The sequence below is a fragment of the Corynebacterium sp. ES2715-CONJ3 genome, assembly GCF_024814365.1.
GTDB lineage: Bacteria > Actinomycetota > Actinomycetes > Mycobacteriales > Mycobacteriaceae > Corynebacterium.
The window spans coordinates 435,458-456,433 of the sequence record NZ_JANUXS010000001.1 but is presented as its reverse complement, the minus strand read 5'-3'; the positions used below and the strand labels follow the sequence as shown (position 1 = coordinate 456,433).

Here is a 20,976-nt window from a genome sequence, read left to right as displayed (position 1 = left end):
AGGCTGGGACCACCATGGTCGAGGTCGCTTCTTAGCAAACTAGAACCTAACCAAGTTCAGTAAGAAAAAAGGCTCTCCATAAGGAGAGCCTTTATCAATTGTCGGACTGACAGGATTTGAACCTGCGACCCCTTAACCCCCAGTCAAGTGCGCTACCAAACTGCGCCACAGTCCGCCGTTGCTCACGTTGAAGCAACGATTTCATCATACAGGACGAGGGGAATAAGTTAAAATATCGCGATGATCTGCAAGTTTGACTGTGCTTACTAAATTATTTCAGGGCGCTGCTATAAACCCACCGTCCCTGGAACCGCCTAAATACCGAAAGCTCTTCGAGAGTCTCGTGGCGCGGGGCATGACCTGCCGCTGCGATCGTATAGTGAGCCTTAAAGTGAACTAATCCGTTTGAGTCCATAAGCCCACCGTGCGTAGTGGATAGAACCTCAAGACCCGTCCACGAGATAGAGGGATCGATATCAACGAGGGGTGGGGCAGTTAATGGATCCCACGAATAGATAAGGTAGTCGGCATCGCCAACGCAGAATGCGGTATACCTTGATCGCATCAACGCAACCGCGGTCGGGGCCTTGCGATGTCGGGCAATGAGTGGCCCACAACAGATGTCGAAACCTAACCCGGATTGGCAAGGGCAGTATTGTAGCGGCAGCAGCGTCGACAACTGTGTGAGCCTTTCGGTGAGTCTGATCGTGAGTCTTATCGCGGTGTATCGGCGATAGGTGGGTAGCCAGCGTACTATGGAATCAATAATAACGGTCGGATGATACAGGAGGGTACCTCAGGTGGCGGGCTTTGATTGGTTTTGGAATGCTCTCGGGGGAACGAAAGGGCGTAACCAAAAGCGTAGTAAGTCTATAGTCAAACAAGCCTCCGCCCAGATGGACAGCTTGACCGCCTTGAGTGACGCCGAATTAGCGGCGCGCGCGAGGTCGCTTTGTGCGAACGGCACCATCAGTCAGCCCGCAGAACTTCTCGCGATTTTAGCAATTGCGAGCGAGCGCACCTTAGACCTGACTCCTTTTGCGGTGCAGTCTCAGGCAGTCCTGAGGCTCCTCGAAGGCGACGTTATCCAGATGGCAACGGGTGAGGGGAAGACACTGGTGGGGGCGATGGCAAGCACTGGCTTTGCTTTGATGTCTAAGACAGTCCATTGCATTACCGTTAACGATTATCTAGCGAGTCGAGACGCTGCGTGGATGGGGCCTCTCGTCGAGTTCTTTGGCCTAACAGTAAGCGCCATTACCGAGGATATGGACGCCCGTGAGCGTAGACAGGCGTATCAAGCGGATATTGTTTACGGGCCTGTGAATGAAATTGGCTTCGATGTTTTACGCGATCAGTTGATTACCTCGCGTGCAGATGCAATTTACCGCCAGGCAGACGTCGCCCTCGTTGACGAAGCCGATTCTGTGCTTGTTGATGAAGCTCTTGTTCCTCTCGTTCTCGCTGGGAATGAACCTGGGCAGGCGCCGGGAGGTCGCATTACTGATCTCGTAAAGCGGCTCGAGGAAGATAAGCACTACAGCGTCGATGATGAGCGCCGTAACGTTTTTCTCAACGATAAGGGCGCTGAAGTTATCGAGCACGCCTTAGGGATCGACTCTCTCTACGATGACGAGCACGTTGGCAGTACCCTCGTTCAAGTTAATCTTGCGCTACACGCTCAGGCCTTATTGATCCGTGACGTGCACTATATAGTCAAAGATGGCAAAGTCGCTTTGATCGATGCCTCTAAGGGGCGCATCGCTGATCTCCAACGCTGGCCAGATGGGGTACAAGCTGCTGTTGAAGCTAAAGAAGGGCTTGCCGTAACCGAAGGGGGTCGGATACTCGATACCATCACGCTGCAAGCTCTCATGGGCAGATATCCGCTGGTGTGTGGAATGACCGGTACAGCTGTGGAGGCCACCGATCAGCTACGTAGTTTTTATGGGTTGAAAGTATCTATCATCGAGCGCAATAAGCCTGTACAGAGGTTCGATTCGGCGGACCGCATTTTCGCCACGATGGGTGAAAAAAATCGGGCGATCATCAGAGAAATTATAGATATACACCGTACTGGACAACCCGTTCTAGTAGGCACCCAAGACGTAGCCGAGTCCGAGAGTCTGGCGGCAGAGCTGCGAAGCTACGATATAGACGTTAATGTCCTTAACGCGAAAAATGATGCAGAAGAAGCTCGTATTATCGCTGAGGCTGGAGATCTGGGGCGAGTAACGGTATCGACGCAGATGGCTGGACGCGGCACCGATATTAAGCTAGGGGGTGCCCATGAAACTGATCGCGACCAGGTGGTGGCAGTAGGGGGTCTAGCAGTATTGGGAACCTCACGGCACCGCAGCTCCCGCCTCGACAACCAGCTCAGGGGAAGAGCTGGCCGTCAAGGGGACCCTGGGTTGAGTCAATTTTTTGTTTCCTTCGAAGACGATATGGTGGCTGTCGGGGGAGCTGGAGAAGAAGTCACAGCTCAACCCGATTCCAGTGGGGAAATAGGAGCCCAACGCATTCATGATTGGATCAATCACTGCCAAAGGGTGACCGAGGGGCAACTGCTGGAGATTCACTCGCAAACATGGAAGTACAATAAGCTCCTTGCCGATCAGCGCGTTATTATCGACGAGCGACGCGCGACAATCTTAGATACCCCACTAGCCTGGCAAGAACTTTCTCAGCGCGAGCCGCAGCGGGCAGCTGAAATTTTGTCAGCGGTCTCTGCTGACATCGCGGAGCAAGGTGCTCGAGAGATCATGCTCTACCACCTTGATGCTGGATGGAGTGACCACCTTGCTCTTATGAATGATGTGCGCGAGTCGATTCATCTGCGAGCTATAGCCAGGGAAACTCCGATTGATGAGTTTCACCGGATCGCTGTCCGAGAATTTAAGCAGCTTGCACAACGAGCGGTCGACCGCGCGGTAGAGACATTCACCGAGGTGGTCTTTGATAGTGAGGGGGTACATCTCGAGGACATGGGATTGGCACGACCATCAGCAACCTGGACGTATATGGTCAGCGATAATCCGCTAGCTGGCTCAGGAAATTCGGTTCTTAAGGGAATCGGAAGTATTTTCAAATAGCTGGAGAAGATACGAAAATACGATAAAATCAAGCTTGCTAGCTAGACTTTCCCATCAAGGGCTGCTCTCTATTAAAAAGCCGCTATCATATGAAGTATTACTTGAAACTTTGGCCCCGCGCATCGTATCGACGAGGCTGGGGTCCGATTTATCCTAGAGATACCACGGAGGATCAACGATGAGTGAGCGCCAGATTTCGCCCGATGCCCAGGCTGAGACGACCTCGGTTTTTCGCGCCGATTTACTAAAAGAAGCGGAGAACGGGGCAGCTGTGCATTCCGGCGCCACCAATATTGTCCCGCCTCAGGGATCCGGGATGCTGATAGTAAAGAGAGGGCCAAATGCTGGTGCTCGCTTTTTGCTCGATCAGGAAACAACCACCGCCGGACGACACCCGGAATCTGATATTTTTCTTGATGATGTCACCGTGTCGAGGCGACACGCGGAATTTCGCACCCACGATGGGGTATTTGAGGTGGTCGATTTAGGCTCTCTCAACGGCACTTACCTCAACAGGGAGCCTCGTAACTCCGCTGTTCTAAGCAGCGGTGACGAAATTCAGATTGGTAAATTCCGCCTCGTTTTCATTGCTGGCTAGAACCAACTCTTTCGATGAGAGTTCACGAAAGTCCAGCTAATCCTTGCTAAAAAACTACTGAGAGAAATATGAGCGCCCTTCCGCAACCGCATGCAGAATCTGCACCTGTCAAGAGGCAAAAAACGATGTCCATTGGGGTCGTGCTGAGGCAACTGACTACCGACTTTCCCGATGTGACCGTATCGAAGATTCGATTCTTAGAGTCCGAGGGGCTCATTTCGCCCCAACGGACAGCCTCCGGATACCGCCGGTTTGTACAAGCGGACCTAGATCGTCTGCGGCTGATTTTAACTTTGCAAAGAGATCGTTATATGCCGCTTCGGGTTATCCGCGAGGAATTGGACAACGGCAATGCCCATAACTTAGCGGTCATCTCCTCGGTTCGACAGGCGCAGCCTATGATTGGGCCAGATGAGTTCCGTGCGCCTATTATAACTCGTCTGAGCGCTGAAGATGTCGCTGAGCAGGCAGGGGTTAAGCCTGATTTTGTTCTCGAGCTCGACAGGGCTCACGTTATCAAGGCTGATACTTCGGGATTTTTCACAGCCGATGACGTTAGGCTTGTATCTACCGCTGCGGGTCTAGCTGAATTTGGTTTTGAGGTGCGACACCTGAAAGCCCTGACTAATGGTGCAGCCCGCCAGGCGGCCCTACTTGCACAAGTCATTGAGCCTGTGGCGAAATCGAAATCGGATTCTGCTAAGGAGCGTGCTGAAGAAATGAGTTCGCAGTTGACGGCGCTAATGGCGTCGCTGCATGCCGGTTTATTGAAGAACGCGGTTCGTGAGCAGAGCGCGCTATGACCCAGTATCATTCCCTCGAGTACGTCCAAACTTCCTTTTTCAACGAGGACCACTGTTGCGCTTTGCTGCACTGGCCCGAAAAGAATCGCTATGTACCCATATGGATCGGCACAGCTGATGCAGTCAACCTTTTGATTCGAGAAGCCGGGGAGGTACCTCGCCGGCCCCGGGCTCTAGACTTACTCCTGGATGTTCTTAGTCAGCTGGACACGAGGTTGACTGAGCTTCGAATCTCTTATTACTTTGATGGCATCTTTGTGGCCCAGTTGGTGACCGAAAATGGAGAGGAATTCGACTGTCGCCCCTCTGACGGGTTAATGCTGGCAGGCCTGACGTCGCTTCCTATCTCAGTCAGCCAAAATGTTCTCGCGCAAACCGCTATCTTTATTTCTCCTTGCGATCTCGATGAGTGGCTAGGTATCGAAATTGATGATGCCTCTATGAGCGAGGCTCCTGCGGTGGAGAATACCCAAGCGGATCTAGATTTTAGTGAACTGATGCGCAGTATGGGAGTTAAAGAAGAGGATTTGAGCGTGGGTTTGCCGGATTCAGAATTTAATATCTCTGATACTGGTGGTACTGATGTTACTGAAGATGACAACGATGAGATTTAAGTCTAAACTTCAAGTTGAGGTTTAAGTTTACGGTGTGTCGCAAGTTATCTTGTGCGTCGCTTCGCTAATCTAACCTGAGTAATACATACCGCAGGTATCACGTGCTCGATCATGTCCGTCTACCCCCGTGTGTAGACTGAGACACCAGAGCACCGCTAAAGGAGTACGAACGATGACTAAGCGCCCAGTACAAGAAGCCCTCTTCGATATGGGGCCCGATGAAGAAGTGGGTTACCGCGTTCCCACAGCTTGTCAGGTCGCCGGAATCACCTATCGGCAGCTTGATTACTGGGCACGCACAAAGCTGGTGGAGCCATCCATCCGTACCGCCCGCGGTTCCGGCTCCCAGCGTCTTTATTCCTTCCGCGATATATTGGTGCTCAAGATTGTCAAAGGGCTGTTGGACACAGGAATTTCACTTCAGAATATTCGTTTAGCAGTCGATCGTCTCCGCGACCTAGGTGTCGATGACATCGCCGAGATAAACCTTTTCTCCGATGGCACAACAGTCTATGAGTGTCGCAGCAACGAGGAAGTGATTGATCTTCTCGAAGGAGGACAGGGTGTCTTTGGAATAAGCGTTCCGGGTCTTATGAAGGAACTAACCGGCTCAATAGCAGCCTTCCCCTCCGAGCGTATACAGCAGCCGTATGATGACTCCGTTATTGCAATCGATGAGCTTGCTGCTCGACGAAACCGGAAGAGCTCTTAGAAGCTTTAATCAGAGACCTACTGCTGCGCGCAGTTCTTCTTCGGCTTGGGCTGAATCAGGTAGAACAGCATGGTATTCACTCAGTCCAATTAACTCCTGATCAATCGCGGAATTACCTATGTGGAGAACGCTGAGAGTTACGCTCGATCCAAAAATCCCTTGGAGATTTTCAAGTGGTTTCATATCGGCTGAACCGGTGGTTATAAGCACTAGGCGTACTTTCCTTCCCATACGAGCGCTGTAGTCGTTCGCGTATTGGCCGGCTGCCTCGAGTGCCTCCCTTGTTAAAGGAAAGCCTCCAGTACCAAAGCCAATTGCGCGTTGAGCCACCACTTGCCCAGAGTCTCCAGTGCCAAAATCAACATTTCGCCGCCACCCTTTAGTGACACCTGGGTTGAGTGGGGAGGAGTAGTTCCACAAACTCACAGCATGATCGCGCTCGGTGATGCGGGGTGCAACCGAAGCGATAGCTCTGCTGATGAAAGAAAAATCCTGAGGTTGCAGAGCAGCCGAGGTATCGAATAGGAAGAGAGTGTCCTCAACCTCCCTTGGTTCTGCAGAAGTGTCTACCTCATCTACCGGTGTGAGGATATTGCTGGTATCAAAGGCATGCAAAGCCTCTTGAGCAGTAATTGCAGTAACCCCAGGTGAGTATCGAGCAGCAATACGGGAACTGGCACCGAAATCAGCCCCAGCACGAACGACCTCTTCAGAAACTATTTCGGTGGTATTCAGTGCGATTATCCGTAGATCCTGTCGCAATCCTTCGATGGGGGTAAATGCCCAGCCTTCGGGTGTATCATCTTCCGATATTGCGATAGCTCGATCAGAGTCTGCAGATGTCTCAGCAATGGATCTTTGGGCATTCGCATCAAGAAGTTCCGTTATCTTGTTAACGTCGGTACCTAGATAATGACTGGCAACGAGCGCAGCGGCAACAGAATTATCAGCTACCGGGAAATCCACATCCTGGATACTACCTGGTTGAATTGCTTTTTTCGCCGCAACTCCCACCTTGTATACTGCAGCCGAAGGCCATTCCAGCGTAGCCGCACTTCGCCCAGCTTGCTTGAGGGTCGCGGTTACTTTGCCATCTGAGTTTTTGGAAACAAAAGCTCCTGCCTGGGAAAGATCAGGAGTATAAGTTGCGGTAACGCAGTGATCGCGCACAACCGGGGAAGAATCGTTATAGGAGGCTATAAGGTTGGCAACTTCAGCTTCGTTATCGGCAGCCACTGGGAGAATGAGTTCACCTTGGATGCAGGCACGTCGAGCGCTCGGTTCAGGCTCGGGATCATCGCTCAGACACATCCATCCGCCTAGAAGTGCACCTACCACTCCCAAAGCCAAGGCTGAGGTGACAAGCGATGAGGAGACCCGCATATTATTTTTACCGTTGGAATGGCGACCCATATGCTCTTTTGGACACTCCCTTCAAAACTGCTACCTATTTGACTTCTACTATAGAACTATAGAACACAGGCAATAAGATTAATGAGCTGCTCGCGTAAAACTTTTCCCCGTTCAGCAAGTTCGCGCTGACGACCCACGTACTCCTGCTTACCGGCGGTCTCCTCGATGGGAACTACACCCAGCCCATATGCGCGACAATCGTAGGGCGAAGCCTCCATATCGAGAATACGCGCGTCCCACGCAAGCTCGAAAGTGTCAAGGAATAACTCACCGGGCACCAGGGGCCCTAGTTTCATTGCCCATTTATACAAGTCCATGGTCGCATGTAAACATCCCACCTGCTCCCATTCGACTTGACTGTGACGATCTAAAACCGTGAGGTTGAGGGGTCGAGCTGGGGGAGTGAAGAAACGATATGCATCGAAGTGGGTGCATCTGATTGAGTGATTCTCAACCACTTTGTTGGTTTCGCTCGAACCGAGCCGAAGCGGTAGATCGTGGCGCGGTTGATCGGTACGGTAAACCATCGCCCATTCATGCAGACCAAAGCAATCAAAGTGAGCCGGATTGGATACCGTGGTGCTGAGTAACCGGTGAATGAACTGAAGCGTTTGTTTGCGTTTCGACAGGTAAGAATCGATATCTACACTCGAGATCCCATTGACAGTGGAATAGTACCTCCATTGAGCCTGTGGTGAGGTGCCTGCATCATCAAGTCCGCGACCCCAGCCAGGGTGCCACCGCTCCAGGTGCGCTGCTCGGGTGGGATAGTATTCAAAAAGAAAATCGAAGACGGGGTGTTTGATACCCTGACTCCGCCTGTGGAGGTATGGCGTCGTATACCGACGCGCACGGCGCACATGCGCCGCCTCGAGATCGTTCCACGAGGTTAGGATGTCCATTTACTGCCCGTGCGTCCAATCAGCAAAGGTGCCTACGTACTCCTCGATAATATCTTCTAAGGTAACAATTCCGATGAGTACTCCTCGGTCACGAACCTGAGCCATATGTGCTGATTTAAGGTGCATGGCAGTCAGAGCCTCATCCATGGCACCGGAGGCATCAACTATGGTGAGAGGTCGGATTTCGGCGGAGTGGATGATGGAATCGGCACCGTAATCATTCCCGTCCAAGAACCGATCCAAAATATCCTTAACGTGGACGTAGCCCTTAAAGGCCCCCCGGTCATCGACGACGGGGAAGCGCGAAAACCCTGTTTCCACGACCGCTTGCTCCAAGTCACTTAGTTGTGGCCCGCGTACTCCGTAGTTGAGGGTGCGAACCTTTTCGAGAGGAATGAGAACATCAGCAAGTGGACGGGCTTCCACGTTCAAGGCCTTGCTCAGACGTTCGTGCGCGCGTTCATTCAGAAGACCCTCCGAGCGTGACTCTAAAATCATAGATGCCAGCTGATTGTTATCTACTGTGGCGGCGAGCTCGTCTTTTTGCTCGATGCCAAATAGGAAAAGCGTGCGGCGAGCAGCTGAGTTCATCAGTGCGATGAATGGCCGGGCGAGCTTAGCAAATGCCAAAAGTAGGGGAGTCAACCATATAGCCAGGGTCTCAGGCCCTGCTAGTGCGATATTCTTCGGTACCATTTCGCCGAAGAGAATGTGCAGGAAAGTAATCAATCCCAGTGCAATCGCGAAGGAAATGGGGTGGAGTAATTGATCGGGTATATGAACCTCATGAAAGACTTCTTCAAGAAAATGCGCGACTGCAGGCTCAGCGACCTTACCTAAAATTAGAGAGGCTATGGTAATACCAAATTGGCAGGTGGCGAGCTGTATCGATAACGTCTCAATTGCGTGCAGGACTCGTTGTGCTCCAGGGCGTCCCTGAATAATCAGCGACTCGATGCGATCGCGGCGAGAAGAGATAAGAGCGAACTCGGCGGCCACGAAGAAGGCATTAGCCAAAAGCAGTACGCTGATCATGGCGATGGTACTAATGAGTCCCACTATGAGACCTCTTCCTGGTTATCAGTGGATTTAAGGCGTGCATCCTCAGGGCTGATCGGCATTAAGATGACTTTGTCGATGCGGCGATCCTCCATGACAATAACTTGGGCCTGCCAGCGGTCGGTGAAACCAGAGGTAAATTCGGCTAGTCCTGGACTATCAGATTCTGGAAGCACGAGTGTGTCGTTGACATCGGGGATTCGCCCCATCTCAGCCATGATGAGCCCGCCGAGGGTTTCGTACGGCCCTTCGGGGGCGATATATCCAACATTTTCGGCCAGTTCATCGAGACGTACTAGACCGGAGACTTGCCAGTAGGTTCCAAATTTTTGGAAATCCTTTTCTGCTTCCAGATCATCGTGTTCGTCATAGAAGTCGCCGAGGATTTCTTCCACGACGTCTTCGACGGTGATAATACCGGCGGTGCCACCATATTCATCGGCGACCAGGATCATTTGCGATCCGGCAGCCCTAATCTCGGCCAGCACCGCATCACCATCAAGGCTCTCCGGAATCGCTTTCACCGGGCGAGCGATTTCCTTCAAGGTTGTGGTGCCTCGTTCGGCGGAGGGAATAGCGAAAGCATCGCGAAAATGCACCACTCCGAGGGTTTCGTCGAGGTCGCCTCGAATGACTGGGAACCTGGAATGACCTGTGGAATGAGCAAGGGCGATGAGATCGAGAACCGTCTCGTCATGGGACAGAGTCTCAATGGTTGAGCGTGGAGTCATAAGTTCCTCCGCGGTGGTTTCACCGAAGCGAAGTGAGCGATCGAGAACCAAGGCGGTATTTTCATCCAATTCACCTTGCTTCGCTGAGTTGCGGACCAAAGCCGTGAGCTCCTGTGTGGAGCGCGCGGTAGCTAATTCGTCTGCAGGCTCAATACCAATCTTGCGCACAAGGAAATTCGCTGAGGTATTGAGGAATCGAATAAAGCCCTTAAAGATCACGTTGAAAATGTGAACCGGGGTGACCACTAGTCTTGCTGTTCCTAGGGGATCAGTAATCGCGAGGTTTTTAGGTACTAGTTCGCCAAAGACCATTGATAAGAATGTAGCGATGATAAGAGCCAAGACGAGCGCAATCATAGGGGAGATATCCATCGGAACCCCAAGAAATCCCAGGAGAGGATTGAGGAACTTAGCCAAAATGGGTTCTGCGAGGTATCCCGTCGCCAGCGTCGTAATTGTGATGCCGAGCTGTGCTCCAGACAAGACGAAAGAGAGATTACTGTAATCTCGTTTAACCGCATGGGATAATTTATCTCCTCGAACTGCGAGGTCATGATCGATGGTGGAGCGCTCAAGGCCGGTGAGAGCGAATTCCACGGCAACGAATAAACCAGTACTGGCGGTTAAAAGTACAAATCCGACCAGTCCGAGGATGCTACTGAGTATTTCCATTGTAGGAGTTTTTTCGAATGCATTAATGCATCCGAGAAGAAAGCTACCTTTCTCATAAATAGGAGTACCGCGTTACGGGAATATCATAGCCTAGCGGGTGCCACGATTTCTTGATTGACTGTGCCTCGAACCCCGAGCGCGCCTGGTATTCCCTCCACCGCTAGCTGAAGAACGCTTAGTTCTGCTACCACGGCCGCGACCGTCGCTAGCCTGAGCCTGTTGTCCGAAAGGTGCCAGCGGTTTATACGTCGGGCTTTGTGCGCCTGTAATGGTTGCGAGCTCAACAGAGTGAGCATTGACGCGGTGTGTTTTAGCGCTCACCCCCGCTTTACTCAGAAGTTTTTTAACCTCGTCTATTTGCTCCTCGGTCACCAAAGTTACAACGGCACCGCTAGCTCCAGCGCGGGCGGTGCGCCCAGCACGATGCAGATAGGCTTTATGCTCCGCTGGAGGATCGATATGTACTACCAAATCCACATCGGAAATATCTATACCGCGGGCGGCGATATCGGTAGCAACGAGAACAGGTATCTCACCTTCACTAAAGCCCCCAAGGGCACTCTGACGGGTATTTTGACCCTTGTCGCCATGAAGGCCCACTGCGTTGATGCCAGCACGGCGCAGCTTCTTTACCTGGCGGTCAACGCCGTGTTTTGTTCGCATAAACATGATGGTTTTACCATCACGAGCAGCAATTTTTTCCACAACATCGGCACGGGACTGGCGATCCTTCACTATAAATTGATAGTGCCTCATCGTATCCACACTGGCAGCCACGGCGGCTGTTGAATGAGTAACTGGATTCCGGAGAAAGGCCCGTACCAATTTATCAACGTCGCCGTCGAGGGTGGCGGAAAAGAGGAGACGCTGTCCCTTCTGGGGGGTAGCCCGCATGAGTTTCGTAACTTGAGGCAAAAATCCCATATCTGCCATTTGGTCCGCTTCATCGAGAATAGTTGTCTCGATCCGGTCTAAGTGAAGATAGCCCTGGTCGATGAGGTCTTGGGCCCGCCCAGGGGTGGCCACCAGAAGATCAACGGGAGCCGCTAATGCTCGGATATGTCGATTGATATTCACTCCGCCGACAACGTCTAAGAGGCGAAGACCGAGGGCAGCTGCCGGATCGTCGAGGCGGGTACGAACTTGCGCTGCGAGCTCACGCGTAGGGACTAAGACGAGCGCACGGGGATGCCCAGGTGTAGAGGCCCCCGACTGAGCTAGGCGGCTTAGAGTGGGTAAACCGAAAGTGAAAGTCTTTCCAGATCCGGTGGGGCCTCGACCGAGGATATCCTTGCCTGCTAGAGCGTCGGGAATGGCCGCCTCTTGGATAGGAAAGGGAGTCTCGATACCTTCTTTACGCATCGCCTGAACAATGGCGGGGGGTAAACCGAGATCAGCAAAAGTAGTCATTAGGAAGAGCCTACACCTTATCTACAGCAAAACCAGCTTATAGCCCGCGCCCCCCACACGTAGCGGGCGCGGGCTGGGCGGTAAACCTAGGAGGTTTCGATTTCAGTACGGTCACCAGACCATAAGGTATGGAAGGTGCCCTCCTTATCGACGCGACGGTAGGTGTGCGCACCAAAGTAATCTCGCTGCGCCTGAATTAATGCAGCTGGCAGCCGCTCGGCTCGAAGTGAATCGTAGTAGGAAAGCGATGATGCAAAAACCGGTATGGGCTGACCAATATGAGTTGCCACGATTACGATACGACGCCACGAATCAATGAGGCCACTCAACTCCTCCTTGAAATACGGGTCGAGCAATAAGGTCGTGAGCTCGGGGTTGGCATCGTATGCTTCCCGAATTCTGTTGAGGAATTTCGCCCGGATGATGCAGCCGCCCCGCCAGATCGTTGCCAGGTCGCGGGGGTCCACATTCCAGTTATTCTCTGTCGAGCCAGCTTTAATTTCGTCAAATCCTTGTGCATAGGCGACGAGTTTGGAGGCGTAGAGAGCGCGGCGTACATCCTCGATGAAAGTATCGCGATCGATACCGAGAGTCTCTAACGAGCTTAATTCGCCAGAGGGGAGCGTCCCTACGGTGGCCTCGCGTTGTGCTGCGGCACCTGAAAGAGCTCGAGCGAATACCGCTTCGCCGATACCCGTAACAGGAATGCCTAGGTCGAGCGCTGCCTTGACCGTCCAGCGGCCGGTACCTTTTTGACCTGCTTGGTCAACAATTAAGTCCACGAGGGGAGTGCCGGTTTCGGCATCAACCTGAGAGAGTACTTCAGCCGTAATTTCAATAAGATAAGAATCGAGATCGCCCTTATTCCAGGTGCGGAAAACTTCGGCTATCTCTTCAGGTGACATCTGTGCGCCGTATCGCAACAACTGATAGGCCTCACCGATTACTTGCATATCGGCATATTCAATGCCGTTGTGTACCATCTTGACAAAGTGGCCGGCGCCATCAGGGCCGATATGCGTGACACAGGGTGTTCCGTCAACAACAGCTGCGACAGACTCCAGTAGGGGTCCTAAGGCGTCCCAGGTGCGGGCGGGTCCACCCGGCATAATCGACGGGCCGTTGAGGGCACCTTCTTCACCGCCAGAAATTCCTGCACCCACGAAGTTGAGCCCGCGAGCAGCTATTTCTTTCTCTCGGCGGATCGTGTCCGTGTAGAGCGAATTGCCGCCATCTATGATGATATCGCCTTCATCCATAGCATCTGCCAGCTGGTTGATAACGGCGTCAGTAGCGGCGCCTGCCTGCACCATAATGATTGCACGGCGAGGCTTTTCCAGAGAGGCCACAAAGTCCTCGATGGTTTCGGAGGGAAGGAAATGTCCCTCATCACCGTAATGCTCCATGAGGTCTTCGGTTTTGGAGTAGCTGCGGTTATAGACCGCTACGGTATGTCCTCTACGGGCAAAATTTCGAGCGAGGTTGGAGCCCATGACGGCCAGGCCAACGACCCCGATATGGGCCAAATTGCTGTGGTTACTCATAGTGTCCTAGCATACCTCGTTCGGTGAATGATCCCATATCTCGACTCATGAGAGTGCACGGTTGATGGCTCTGGTTGATAGTTGCGGTTATTTTTTTCCTCAGTAGGGTTGGATCTATGTCTTTAGTTACTGAAAATCCAGATACCGTCACTGAACTTACTCACCTCTTGTCCGAGGTTCCCGAGGTGGGCTTGCATATGCGCGAACTAGCTCAACTTAACGAGCTGCTCGGGGGCTATTCAACCAGTTTAGGTTTACGCTTTACTACGGTAGAACGCGATAAAGTATGTGCCGAGATGCCCATCAGCCACGACCATTTGCAGGCCATGGGGCTGGTAAACGGAGGAGTATACTGCGCCATCGCCGAGACCGTAGGATCGGTTATGGGGCTCATCAAGGCGCCGGGAAAGCTGGTCGCCGGGGTAAACAACAATACTGACTTCCTCGCTCCGGTTCGCACCGGAGTTCTCAGCGCGGAAGCCAGCATCATCCACGCTGGTGTATCAACTCAACTTATACACGTTGATATCTTCCACCGCTCTACTCTGGTAGCGCGATCGACGCTGCGCACCATGGTTCTCAAGCCCCACGATTAGTTGAAGCTCATCCCACCCCTGCGTAGCCTATCGAGGTAGATATCTCCTAAAGCCGTCGCTGGGGTGAAAAAGCCTCCGCGGATAGGTGCTTCATCTCGGTACTGGCAAGCAAGGGTTTTCGCAGCCTCACTAAGCATCATGGCGGTGACATAGTAACCAGGATCTCCGAGTGCGCTAGTGGTGACACTGATCTGCCGGTCGGATTCGGTAGTGCCAATGAACTCAATGATAAATCCGCCTTTACGAAGATTCTTTTCCCTAGCACCCTGCCCAGGTTGCGGGATGACGAAAGAGAGAGACTTACGCAGGCGTGGGCGGCTTAGGAGCGCGAAACCGGCGCCAAGAAGACCGGTAATAAGGTCACGAACAATCAGCCCTTTCAATCCATGCCCGCAATCGAGCGCTTCGGTATAACGCATATCACGTCCGTACCGATGGCCCAGTAATGCTTGAGAGCGTCGAACGACACGAGTATTAAAGGGCGCCATAAAGAACGGAGCTAAGTACCGATTCTGGTATTGCTCGCGAACTAGGTCTGGTTGTCGGAGACCTATGCTGCGGGCACGGTCGCGCTCGGCCGTCGGATCGGGATTGAGCGCGAAAGGATTGTGGATCAATGAAGCAATCCGGCGATCTGCGTGAGCGGCAGCACTCACTGCTTGCATCGACGCTATCGTTCCGCCGGATAGGGATCCCGACAGCTTCCGCACTATCATACGCACTTCTCGAAGCGGTTCCGCTGCTTTTTGAGCTAGCCTGTAAACTCCCATATCACTGGGAACTGAATCGAAACCACAGGCAGAAACGAGGACCGCTCCGGATTTTACTGCATCTTTTTGGTAGCGATCGATCATGCTTCGAATAAAAGGAACTTCTCCGGCTAGATCCACATACCCCGTACCTCTGTGCGCGCAGGCCTTGACGATCTCTTCGCCGTAGTGGCTATAAGGCCCCACCGTGGAGATGATGACCCGTGCGCGCTGTGCGAGCAGATCCATATCTGCGCTATCAAGGGCATCTGCAATGATGATTGGAGGAGTCGGTTCCTCGAGACGATTAACGAGGCCTGCAAGCTTATGGTGATTGCGACCAGCTATCGCGATGCTGAGCTGCTCCGAGTGTGCATGAAGGTACTGGGTTACTAGTTGTCCGACGTAGCTACTGGCACCGAAAATAATGATATCGAATTCACGTGAGGCATCCATGACTCTATCCTAGCGATGACGGCCCAGCTTGATGATGGAAGTGGGCTAAAGCCAATTCCATTTTTTGAATGCGAGCCACATCGCTATCACGAGCGAGACCATGATCGCAAGGACGATGAAATATCCGTATTGAGTCTCCAGCTCAGGCATATTGGCGAAGTTCATACCATAAATACCGGCCACAAGGGTGGGTACCGCCGCCATCCCAACAAATGCAGAAATGGAACGCATATCCGTATTTTGCTGCAACGTGACTTTTGCGACAGCGGCGGTAATCAAGTTCGTGAGGCGTTCATCGCAGCTCGCAATCTCGTCTTTGGCTACAATCTCGTGGTCCAGAACATCGCGAAAATAAGAGTGAATTTGGTCATCAATGAGATCTGCATTATTGCCAAGTAAGCTGCGCAATGCAGGGGCTAGGGGATCGATAGCATGACGCATTTCTAAGATCTCGCGCTTAAGCAAATAAATTTGATCAATACTGAAATCAGACTGCGGAGTGAAAACTTCTTCCTCGAGCTCGTCGACGTCTTTGGTCAGTTCACGCGAAATCATCATATAATCGTCGACCAAACAGTCAGACATGGCCCACGCGATAGCCATGGGCCCGTAGCTCGTGGTGTCCTGGTGAACTAAGCGCTTGGCCACATCAGGGAGCGGGGTATTATGCCGAATGGTGATTATGGATCGCGGCCCCACTACCATTTGAACTTCGCCCGTTGAGATAACTTGGCGGGTGCGCACCACGGATTCTTCGTTGATATCGAAATCTGTGTACTTAACGCTGCGCACGACTACAAAAAGCTGATCGTCGTAACGCTCTACCTTGGGGCGCTGATGCGCAGTCACGGCGTCTTCGGTAATGAGTTCGTGGAGGGCTATATGCTCAGCGATATCCTGCATTTGAGCATTGGAGGGCTCGACCAAACTCAACCAGAGGAAGCGATTATCTCCCGTTTCACAGGTCGAAATGACCTCGGCCAATTCTTTTGGCGATCTGACGGTGAGTTCCTCGTTTAGGATTCCATCTTCGTATATATAGAGATGATCGATGATCGCAGCAAAATCGGGGTGGGCATGAGCAAGGGAGGGCACTAAATTTAACTTTCTACCTAGAAAAGAGGAGCGCTTGTCACAGGATAGACTACCGCTAGCGGCATGCACGAAAAAACGCTGGGAGAGTGGTGTGTCCCAGCGTTTTTTTTGGTTTAACTCGTATTAGGAACGACCAAAGCGGGAGGTATCTCGAACCTCAATGGGGGCATCTGTATAGTCGTCGACGTTGGACATGAGTTTCTGCAATGCAGTGCGCGAGTGCATTTGCTGTCTTGTCGTAGCCAAGTGCCAGCGCTTGCGCGACATGGCATTAAGGCCCCACGAGATCATTGAAATGAACCGGTTACGGAAGCCCACGATGAACATGAGGTGGACCACAAGCCAAAGTATCCATCCGATAAATCCGGTGATTTCAACCTTGCCGAGCTTAACAACCGCATTAAAGCGCGAGACTGTAGCCATGGAGCCCTTGTCGAAGTATTCGAATTCAGGGCGTTCCTCAGCGGAGCGACCTTCTACTTCAGCAGCAATTTGATCTGCTACGTACTCTGCACCTTGGATAGCAACCTGGGCAACTCCTGGCAATCCGTTGTAGTTCATCATATCGCCAATGACGAAGACATTTTTCTCATCGGCCACGGTGAGATCGGAATTGACCGGGACGCGGCCTGCGCGATCTACCTCAACCCCAGCCTGATCGGCAATGAGCTTGCCCAGTGGGGAAGCCGCGACACCGGCAGACCAGATCTTGCAATAGGAGTCAATGGTGAAGCTTTCACCGCTCACGGTATCTTTATAGGTCACTGCACTGCTGGTGACATCGGTGACGATTGCATTGAGTTTGACTGTTACGCCAATTTTTTCCAAGGAACGCTGGGCGTTGCGGCCGAGACGTTTGCCAAACGGGGGAAGAACCTGCGGTGCCCCATCGAGCAGGATGATGCGGGCGTTGGCGGGATTGCAGCGACTATACGCCCCCGATAGAGTACGATGTGCGAGTTCTGCGATCTGGCCAGCCAATTCCACACCGGTAGGTCCGGCACCCACAACGACGAAAGTTAGGAGACGATCGCGCTCTTCGAGATCTTCTGATAGTTCCGCGCGCTCGAAGGCGCCCATGATTCGGGCCCGGAGCTCGAGAGCATCGTCGAGAGTCTTCATACCTGGGGCGAATTCTGCAAAGTGATCATTGCCGAAATAAGACTGTCCTGCACCTGCGGCCACGATCAAAGAATCATAGGAGACCAATTTATGGAAACCGCCAAGTTCGGTGCGAACCGTCTTGGTTTGCAGGTCGATATCGGTCACCTCGCCCTTGAGAATATTAACGTTCTCCTGTTCGTTGAGAATCTGGCGCGTCGCTGGTGCAATCTCACCTGACGAGAGAATGCCCGTAGCCACTTGGTAGAGCAATGGCTGGAAAAGATGGTGATTCGTGCGGTCGATCAAGGTGATATCCACATCCGCATTCTTCAGGTTGTTCACAGCGAATAGTCCACCGAATCCGGAGCCGATGACGACGACGTGGTGGCGTCCACCCTCGGGGCGGAATGGAGTTTCAGGCATGAAAATTTTCTCCTCATACATCGGTTTTCATCAAGATGAAAATAAAGGATGTATTCTTAGTTGTTTGACACTAGTGTTTTCGCACCACACTGACAGCGTGGTGTGATTTTTAACATGTTAGTCGCTGCCACACTCAATTTCCTATTTGAAAACTAATTCGATTTTCGTCTTCGTGAATTTTCCGCGAATTCCAAATCCAGGAATTTTACCCAGTGACTGTTCCGTGTGCCGCGCCTGGGTACACCCGTATTGCGCTATAAAATAGAAAAAACTGTGCACTCGAGAAGCGGAGGGATGCGTCATCGCGATATTTAGCTCTGTGCACCGCGATTTTGCGGCGCACCTCGAATACATTGACGCCGAGGCGTGGCCTGGTATTGCCCACATTCCATCAGGGCGACTAATGGCCGCTCGAGCTAGGCGCAGCGAAGCCGAATTTGCCGCAGCCTGTCAGAAGGCGGAAATCGCTCTGACGGGGGATCGGCCGGATATCGTTGTTGCGCGTGAAGAGCTCTTTTATCGGATTGCTCATGCTGGTTGGTTGGGTTTTGCCGAGGGGTTTATGGCGGGCGAGTGGAGTGCGCCAGACCTCCCAGCAGTGCTGCAAAAACTTATTGAGATTGAGTATCGCCCGCGCCATTTTCGGCAGATTGTGGGTGGCATATACGACGGAGCGGAGATTCCAGCAGCTCTCTACAAGCATTTTTCCGGGGATGGGATGAGCCCTCACGGCACACTATTTTCCTCGGGAGTGCCAACGACACAGCGTATCAATGTGAAAAGCTACGCGCCTGGCGCTCGACGCGGCCGAGAGTCAGCAGCACATTTCGTTGACCTTACCGAGGTGTCGCCGCCTGCACATGTAGAGCGTGCTGATTTAGCGGATGCTCAGTGGCGAGCTCTCCATGAACTTCTTCGGTCTGCCCACGTGGGCACTGGTACACATATTTTAGATTTTCCGGCCTCGGGGCCAGCGATGGCACTCGCTGCGGCACATGTAAAGGCCACGGTGGACATTGTCAGCAGCGACATGGAATACGTGCGCTATATCCGCCGGATACTCAATTGTGAAGATTTAGCGGAACTGAGTCAAGCGGTGAGAGTGGAGCATATCGACGGTTTATTTCCTTCACCCAAGACGTGGTCTCGCAATTATGATGCGATTGTTTCAGTGGAGAAGTTGGAGCATATGGGAGGGGGTGCGAAAAAAGCATATATGAAGTTCATAGACGATGTTATTGCCCCTGGTGGTTATATAGCGATGCAGACTGTGGTCGCCACTGAAAGGCGATCCAAGGCTAGTGAGGAGAGCCTCGCAGTTTTGAGGGCTTATGTGTCACCAGCCTTGGATTATTTAAGGACCGAGGACATTCACCGTCTGGTGGACACTCACACACACTGCAGAATCATATCGCAAACACATAGTGGTAGTCATTATGTCGAAGGCTTGAAAATGCAACGCGAGATCTTTGAAGGCAAGTTACGAGAAGCGGCCGCGGATGGTTTTGATATTACGTATCGGCGCTTGTGGATTTTCCAGCTGGCCTTGCGGGAAGCCTTGATGCGCTATGGTGCCTTAGATGCCGCCCAGCTGGTGTTGACGACACGGCGCGGTTCGAGGCGTCGGTGATCCTTGGGGAAGTCAGCTAAATGACATAATGTACATTATCGGACAATTTTATGGTTTAGGCCAAGATGAAGTAATGCCCGCTATTATGTCACAGTGACACAATAGCGGGCATTATTTGTGTGCTCGCATCTCTACTTGCTAAGACTGTCTCTCATGGTTTTTCGGATTCTGTATAGTTGGATACTAATCATCACCACCAGGACTAAGCCAATGCCACCGGCGATATAGCTTCCCTGGATGAGTACATATGCGGTAAAGGCCACAACCACGACTAGACGCAGCCATAGCATCGCTTGCATCCGTGGATCATTCACGATGCAGAGTCTTCCGGTTCAGGTTTTATCTTCTCGAAGGTCAGTAGAATATTTAATTCGCCTTCCTCGTCAATCTTTGCCGCCACAAAGTCAGGAGTTTTCACACCATAGTCGATGCGGTTGATATCAATTGTACTACTCATAGAAATTCGATCACCATCGCGCACGGCCAAAAACTCACTGGTGATCTCCTGTGTAGTGTCCTTGATAGTAAGTTCACCGGTGATGTTTACTACCCCCGCGGCACCGTTGCTGGGAAGAGAGCTGATATCTACCGGCTGAGTAAGCCTAAAATTAGCTGTGGGATAGATATCGGTATCGAAGATTTTTCGACGTACATTAATATCTCGGCGTTCCCTATCAGATGAAATAGATGTCATATCAACTTCAATGCGACCTGACTGAATGGTTCCACCGGCGATCTTGATATCCCCTCGTACGCCTCGGGTCGATCCAGACGTAGTCCGTCGGTCCGACGGCAGCAACTCTCCAAATGTAAATCCCACTGAGGATATATGAGGAGAACGTCCGTATACTACAGTCCAATAGCCGTCTAAATCGGTGGTGGCCGGTTTGGTAGCGGCCGTGTCTATGCTGCCCGTCTTAATACCGGGGCCCAATAGCACAGGAATGACCGCCGATGCTAGGGCGAAGAGACCTAAGAGTACAACCGCAGTCACCGTCACAAAAATTGCTATCCGCGCTTTTAGATTCATTACCCTACCTTAATCTCAACTGCTCAATACTTTTGGAGATCCCAACTAATTCTGCGCACAATGCAGCCACTTCATCGGGATGCGCTCCCTCGGCAACAGCAGTTTGAATATCCTCAGCAGCGCACCTCAGCTCGAAGAGCGAATCCTGAAGCTGATGAGCCCTGTCAGGAGTTATGATAACAGCCTCGGAGGAAATGTCCGTTCCTACAACCGCGTTCCGCTGCTCATAAGCGCGCTGGCGGCATGATTGACTGCAGTATTTGCGTGGCCTTCCGCGTAGCGGCTTTTCTATTTCGGTTCCACACCACTGACACGCCAGCGCTCGTTTACCTGCCATTCT

At 52.2% G+C, this 20,976-nt stretch carries 20 protein-coding genes and 1 tRNA gene; 7 read left to right on the top strand and 14 right to left on the bottom strand.

The genetic code is table 11. From position 1 onward, the window contains the following. Positions 1-101: 101 nt before the first annotated feature. Positions 102-175 (bottom strand) — tRNA-Pro (locus tag NXT00_RS02085). A gap of 96 nt (positions 176-271) precedes the next feature. Beyond that, entirely contained in the window at positions 272-568 is a 297-nt protein-coding gene (locus NXT00_RS02080; protein WP_259157866.1) for a YchJ family protein, read from the bottom strand. Positions 569-800: 232 nt separating this feature from the next. Between NXT00_RS02080 and secA2 the strand changes: the two genes are divergently transcribed. The 5 genes from secA2 to NXT00_RS02055 all read left to right on the top strand — a co-directional run bounded on the left by secA2 (position 801) and on the right by NXT00_RS02055 (position 5,822). Continuing rightward, positions 801-3,095 carry an accessory Sec system translocase SecA2 gene (gene secA2, locus NXT00_RS02075; RefSeq protein ID WP_259157819.1) on the top strand — a complete coding sequence of 765 codons (2,295 nt, stop codon included), beginning with the start codon at positions 801-803 and terminating at the stop codon, positions 3,093-3,095. A 178-nt stretch (positions 3,096-3,273) separates the two neighbouring features. Further along, positions 3,274-3,693, top strand: a complete 420-nt coding sequence (locus NXT00_RS02070) for an FHA domain-containing protein (RefSeq protein ID WP_259077010.1) — start codon at positions 3,274-3,276, stop codon at positions 3,691-3,693. Positions 3,694-3,761: 68 nt separating this feature from the next. Next, positions 3,762-4,496 carry a MerR family transcriptional regulator gene (locus NXT00_RS02065; protein WP_259077008.1) on the top strand — a complete coding sequence of 245 codons (735 nt, stop codon included), beginning with the start codon at positions 3,762-3,764 and terminating at the stop codon, positions 4,494-4,496. Continuing rightward, the gene (locus NXT00_RS02060) at positions 4,493-5,110 is read left to right on the top strand and encodes a bifunctional nuclease family protein (protein ID WP_259157818.1); all 618 of its coding nucleotides are present in this window, start codon (positions 4,493-4,495) and stop codon (positions 5,108-5,110) included. The genes NXT00_RS02065 and NXT00_RS02060 overlap by 4 nt, the downstream gene beginning before the upstream one ends. A gap of 172 nt (positions 5,111-5,282) precedes the next feature. Continuing rightward, positions 5,283-5,822 (top strand): MerR family transcriptional regulator, encoded by a 540-nt coding sequence (locus NXT00_RS02055; protein ID WP_259077004.1) that lies wholly within the window; start codon positions 5,283-5,285, stop codon positions 5,820-5,822. 9 nt (positions 5,823-5,831) lie between these two features. Here NXT00_RS02055 and NXT00_RS02050 read toward each other — a convergent pair whose 3' ends face one another. The 6 genes from NXT00_RS02050 to gndA form a co-directional block, all read right to left on the bottom strand. Next, positions 5,832-7,235: a vWA domain-containing protein gene (locus NXT00_RS02050; protein ID WP_259157817.1), complete on the bottom strand. Its 1,404-nt coding sequence runs from the start codon at positions 7,233-7,235 to the stop codon at positions 5,832-5,834. Positions 7,236-7,291: 56 nt separating this feature from the next. Further along, positions 7,292-8,137, bottom strand: coding sequence for a hypothetical protein (locus NXT00_RS02045; RefSeq protein WP_259157816.1), 846 nt, complete (start codon positions 8,135-8,137; stop codon positions 7,292-7,294). After that, positions 8,138-9,196, bottom strand: coding sequence for a hemolysin family protein (locus NXT00_RS02040; RefSeq protein ID WP_259157815.1), 1,059 nt, complete (start codon positions 9,194-9,196; stop codon positions 8,138-8,140). It lies immediately after the preceding gene. Then, on the bottom strand, positions 9,196-10,599 hold the full coding sequence (locus NXT00_RS02035; RefSeq protein WP_259157814.1) for a hemolysin family protein: 1,404 nt from the start codon (positions 10,597-10,599) through the stop codon (positions 9,196-9,198). The genes NXT00_RS02040 and NXT00_RS02035 overlap by 1 nt, the downstream gene beginning before the upstream one ends. A 90-nt stretch (positions 10,600-10,689) precedes the next feature. Then, positions 10,690-12,009, bottom strand: a complete 1,320-nt coding sequence (locus tag NXT00_RS02030) for a DEAD/DEAH box helicase (RefSeq protein WP_259076993.1) — start codon at positions 12,007-12,009, stop codon at positions 10,690-10,692. Between the two features lie 86 nt (positions 12,010-12,095). Continuing rightward, on the bottom strand, positions 12,096-13,553 hold the full coding sequence (gene gndA, locus NXT00_RS02025; protein WP_259076991.1) for an NADP-dependent phosphogluconate dehydrogenase: 1,458 nt from the start codon (positions 13,551-13,553) through the stop codon (positions 12,096-12,098). Between the two features lie 116 nt (positions 13,554-13,669). Between gndA and NXT00_RS02020 the strand changes: the two genes are divergently transcribed. Beyond that, the gene (locus NXT00_RS02020; RefSeq protein ID WP_259157813.1) at positions 13,670-14,149 is read left to right on the top strand and encodes a PaaI family thioesterase; all 480 of its coding nucleotides are present in this window, start codon (positions 13,670-13,672) and stop codon (positions 14,147-14,149) included. Here the strand turns inward: NXT00_RS02020 and NXT00_RS02015 are convergent. From NXT00_RS02015 to NXT00_RS02005, 3 genes are all read right to left on the bottom strand, one after another. Continuing rightward, complete coding sequence (locus NXT00_RS02015) at positions 14,146-15,354, bottom strand: trans-acting enoyl reductase family protein (RefSeq protein ID WP_259157812.1); 1,209 nt, start codon at positions 15,352-15,354, stop codon at positions 14,146-14,148. The genes NXT00_RS02020 and NXT00_RS02015 overlap by 4 nt on opposite strands. 45 nt (positions 15,355-15,399) lie before the next feature. After that, positions 15,400-16,449: a magnesium and cobalt transport protein CorA gene (locus NXT00_RS02010; RefSeq protein WP_259076985.1), complete on the bottom strand. Its 1,050-nt coding sequence runs from the start codon at positions 16,447-16,449 to the stop codon at positions 15,400-15,402. A 123-nt stretch (positions 16,450-16,572) separates the two neighbouring features. Next, positions 16,573-17,976, bottom strand: coding sequence for an NAD(P)/FAD-dependent oxidoreductase (locus NXT00_RS02005; protein ID WP_259076983.1), 1,404 nt, complete (start codon positions 17,974-17,976; stop codon positions 16,573-16,575). 403 nt (positions 17,977-18,379) lie between these two features. Here NXT00_RS02005 and NXT00_RS02000 point away from each other — a divergent pair, with 403 nt between their 5' ends. After that, entirely contained in the window at positions 18,380-19,606 is a 1,227-nt protein-coding gene (locus NXT00_RS02000; protein ID WP_259157864.1) for a cyclopropane-fatty-acyl-phospholipid synthase family protein, read from the top strand. Positions 19,607-19,737: 131 nt separating this feature from the next. Here the strand turns inward: NXT00_RS02000 and NXT00_RS01995 are convergent, their stop codons facing one another. Genes NXT00_RS01995 through NXT00_RS01985 form a run of 3 tightly spaced genes read right to left on the bottom strand, consistent with a single transcriptional unit; the run spans position 19,738 to position 20,973 of the window. Next, positions 19,738-19,920 carry a hypothetical protein gene (locus NXT00_RS01995; RefSeq protein ID WP_259157809.1) on the bottom strand — a complete coding sequence of 61 codons (183 nt, stop codon included), beginning with the start codon at positions 19,918-19,920 and terminating at the stop codon, positions 19,738-19,740. After that, positions 19,917-20,636, bottom strand: coding sequence for a YceI family protein (locus tag NXT00_RS01990; protein WP_259076980.1), 720 nt, complete (start codon positions 20,634-20,636; stop codon positions 19,917-19,919). Before NXT00_RS01990 ends, NXT00_RS01995 begins: the two co-directional genes overlap by 4 nt. 4 nt (positions 20,637-20,640) lie before the next feature. Further along, a complete protein-coding gene (locus NXT00_RS01985) occupies positions 20,641-20,973 on the bottom strand; it encodes a hypothetical protein (protein WP_259157806.1) in 333 nt (110 codons plus the stop codon). Positions 20,974-20,976 lie beyond the last annotated feature (3 nt).

Bases quoted from the DNA above. Each gene is read 5' to 3' on its own strand.
- NXT00_RS02015 (WP_259157812.1), bottom strand. From the start codon at position 15,354: ATGGATGCCTCACGTGAATTCGATATCATTATTTTCGGTGCCAGTAGC.
- NXT00_RS02055 (WP_259077004.1), top strand. From the start codon at position 5,283: ATGACTAAGCGCCCAGTACAAGAAGCCCTCTTCGATATGGGGCCCGAT.
- NXT00_RS02060 (WP_259157818.1), top strand. From the start codon at position 4,493: ATGACCCAGTATCATTCCCTCGAGTACGTCCAAACTTCCTTTTTCAAC.
- NXT00_RS02030 (WP_259076993.1), bottom strand. From the start codon at position 12,009: ATGACTACTTTTGCTGATCTCGGTTTACCCCCCGCCATTGTTCAGGCG.
- NXT00_RS01990 (WP_259076980.1), bottom strand. From the start codon at position 20,636: ATGAATCTAAAAGCGCGGATAGCAATTTTTGTGACGGTGACTGCGGTT.
- NXT00_RS02000 (WP_259157864.1), top strand. From the start codon at position 18,380: ATGGCCGCTCGAGCTAGGCGCAGCGAAGCCGAATTTGCCGCAGCCTGT.
- NXT00_RS02005 (WP_259076983.1), bottom strand. From the start codon at position 17,976: ATGCCTGAAACTCCATTCCGCCCCGAGGGTGGACGCCACCACGTCGTC.
- NXT00_RS02050 (WP_259157817.1), bottom strand. From the start codon at position 7,235: ATGGGTCGCCATTCCAACGGTAAAAATAATATGCGGGTCTCCTCATCG.
- NXT00_RS02020 (WP_259157813.1), top strand. From the start codon at position 13,670: ATGTCTTTAGTTACTGAAAATCCAGATACCGTCACTGAACTTACTCAC.
- NXT00_RS01985 (WP_259157806.1), bottom strand. From the start codon at position 20,973: ATGGCAGGTAAACGAGCGCTGGCGTGTCAGTGGTGTGGAACCGAAATA.
- gndA (WP_259076991.1), bottom strand. From the start codon at position 13,553: ATGAGTAACCACAGCAATTTGGCCCATATCGGGGTCGTTGGCCTGGCC.
- NXT00_RS02035 (WP_259157814.1), bottom strand. From the start codon at position 10,599: ATGGAAATACTCAGTAGCATCCTCGGACTGGTCGGATTTGTACTTTTA.
- NXT00_RS02070 (WP_259077010.1), top strand. From the start codon at position 3,274: ATGAGTGAGCGCCAGATTTCGCCCGATGCCCAGGCTGAGACGACCTCG.
- NXT00_RS02065 (WP_259077008.1), top strand. From the start codon at position 3,762: ATGAGCGCCCTTCCGCAACCGCATGCAGAATCTGCACCTGTCAAGAGG.
- NXT00_RS02045 (WP_259157816.1), bottom strand. From the start codon at position 8,137: ATGGACATCCTAACCTCGTGGAACGATCTCGAGGCGGCGCATGTGCGC.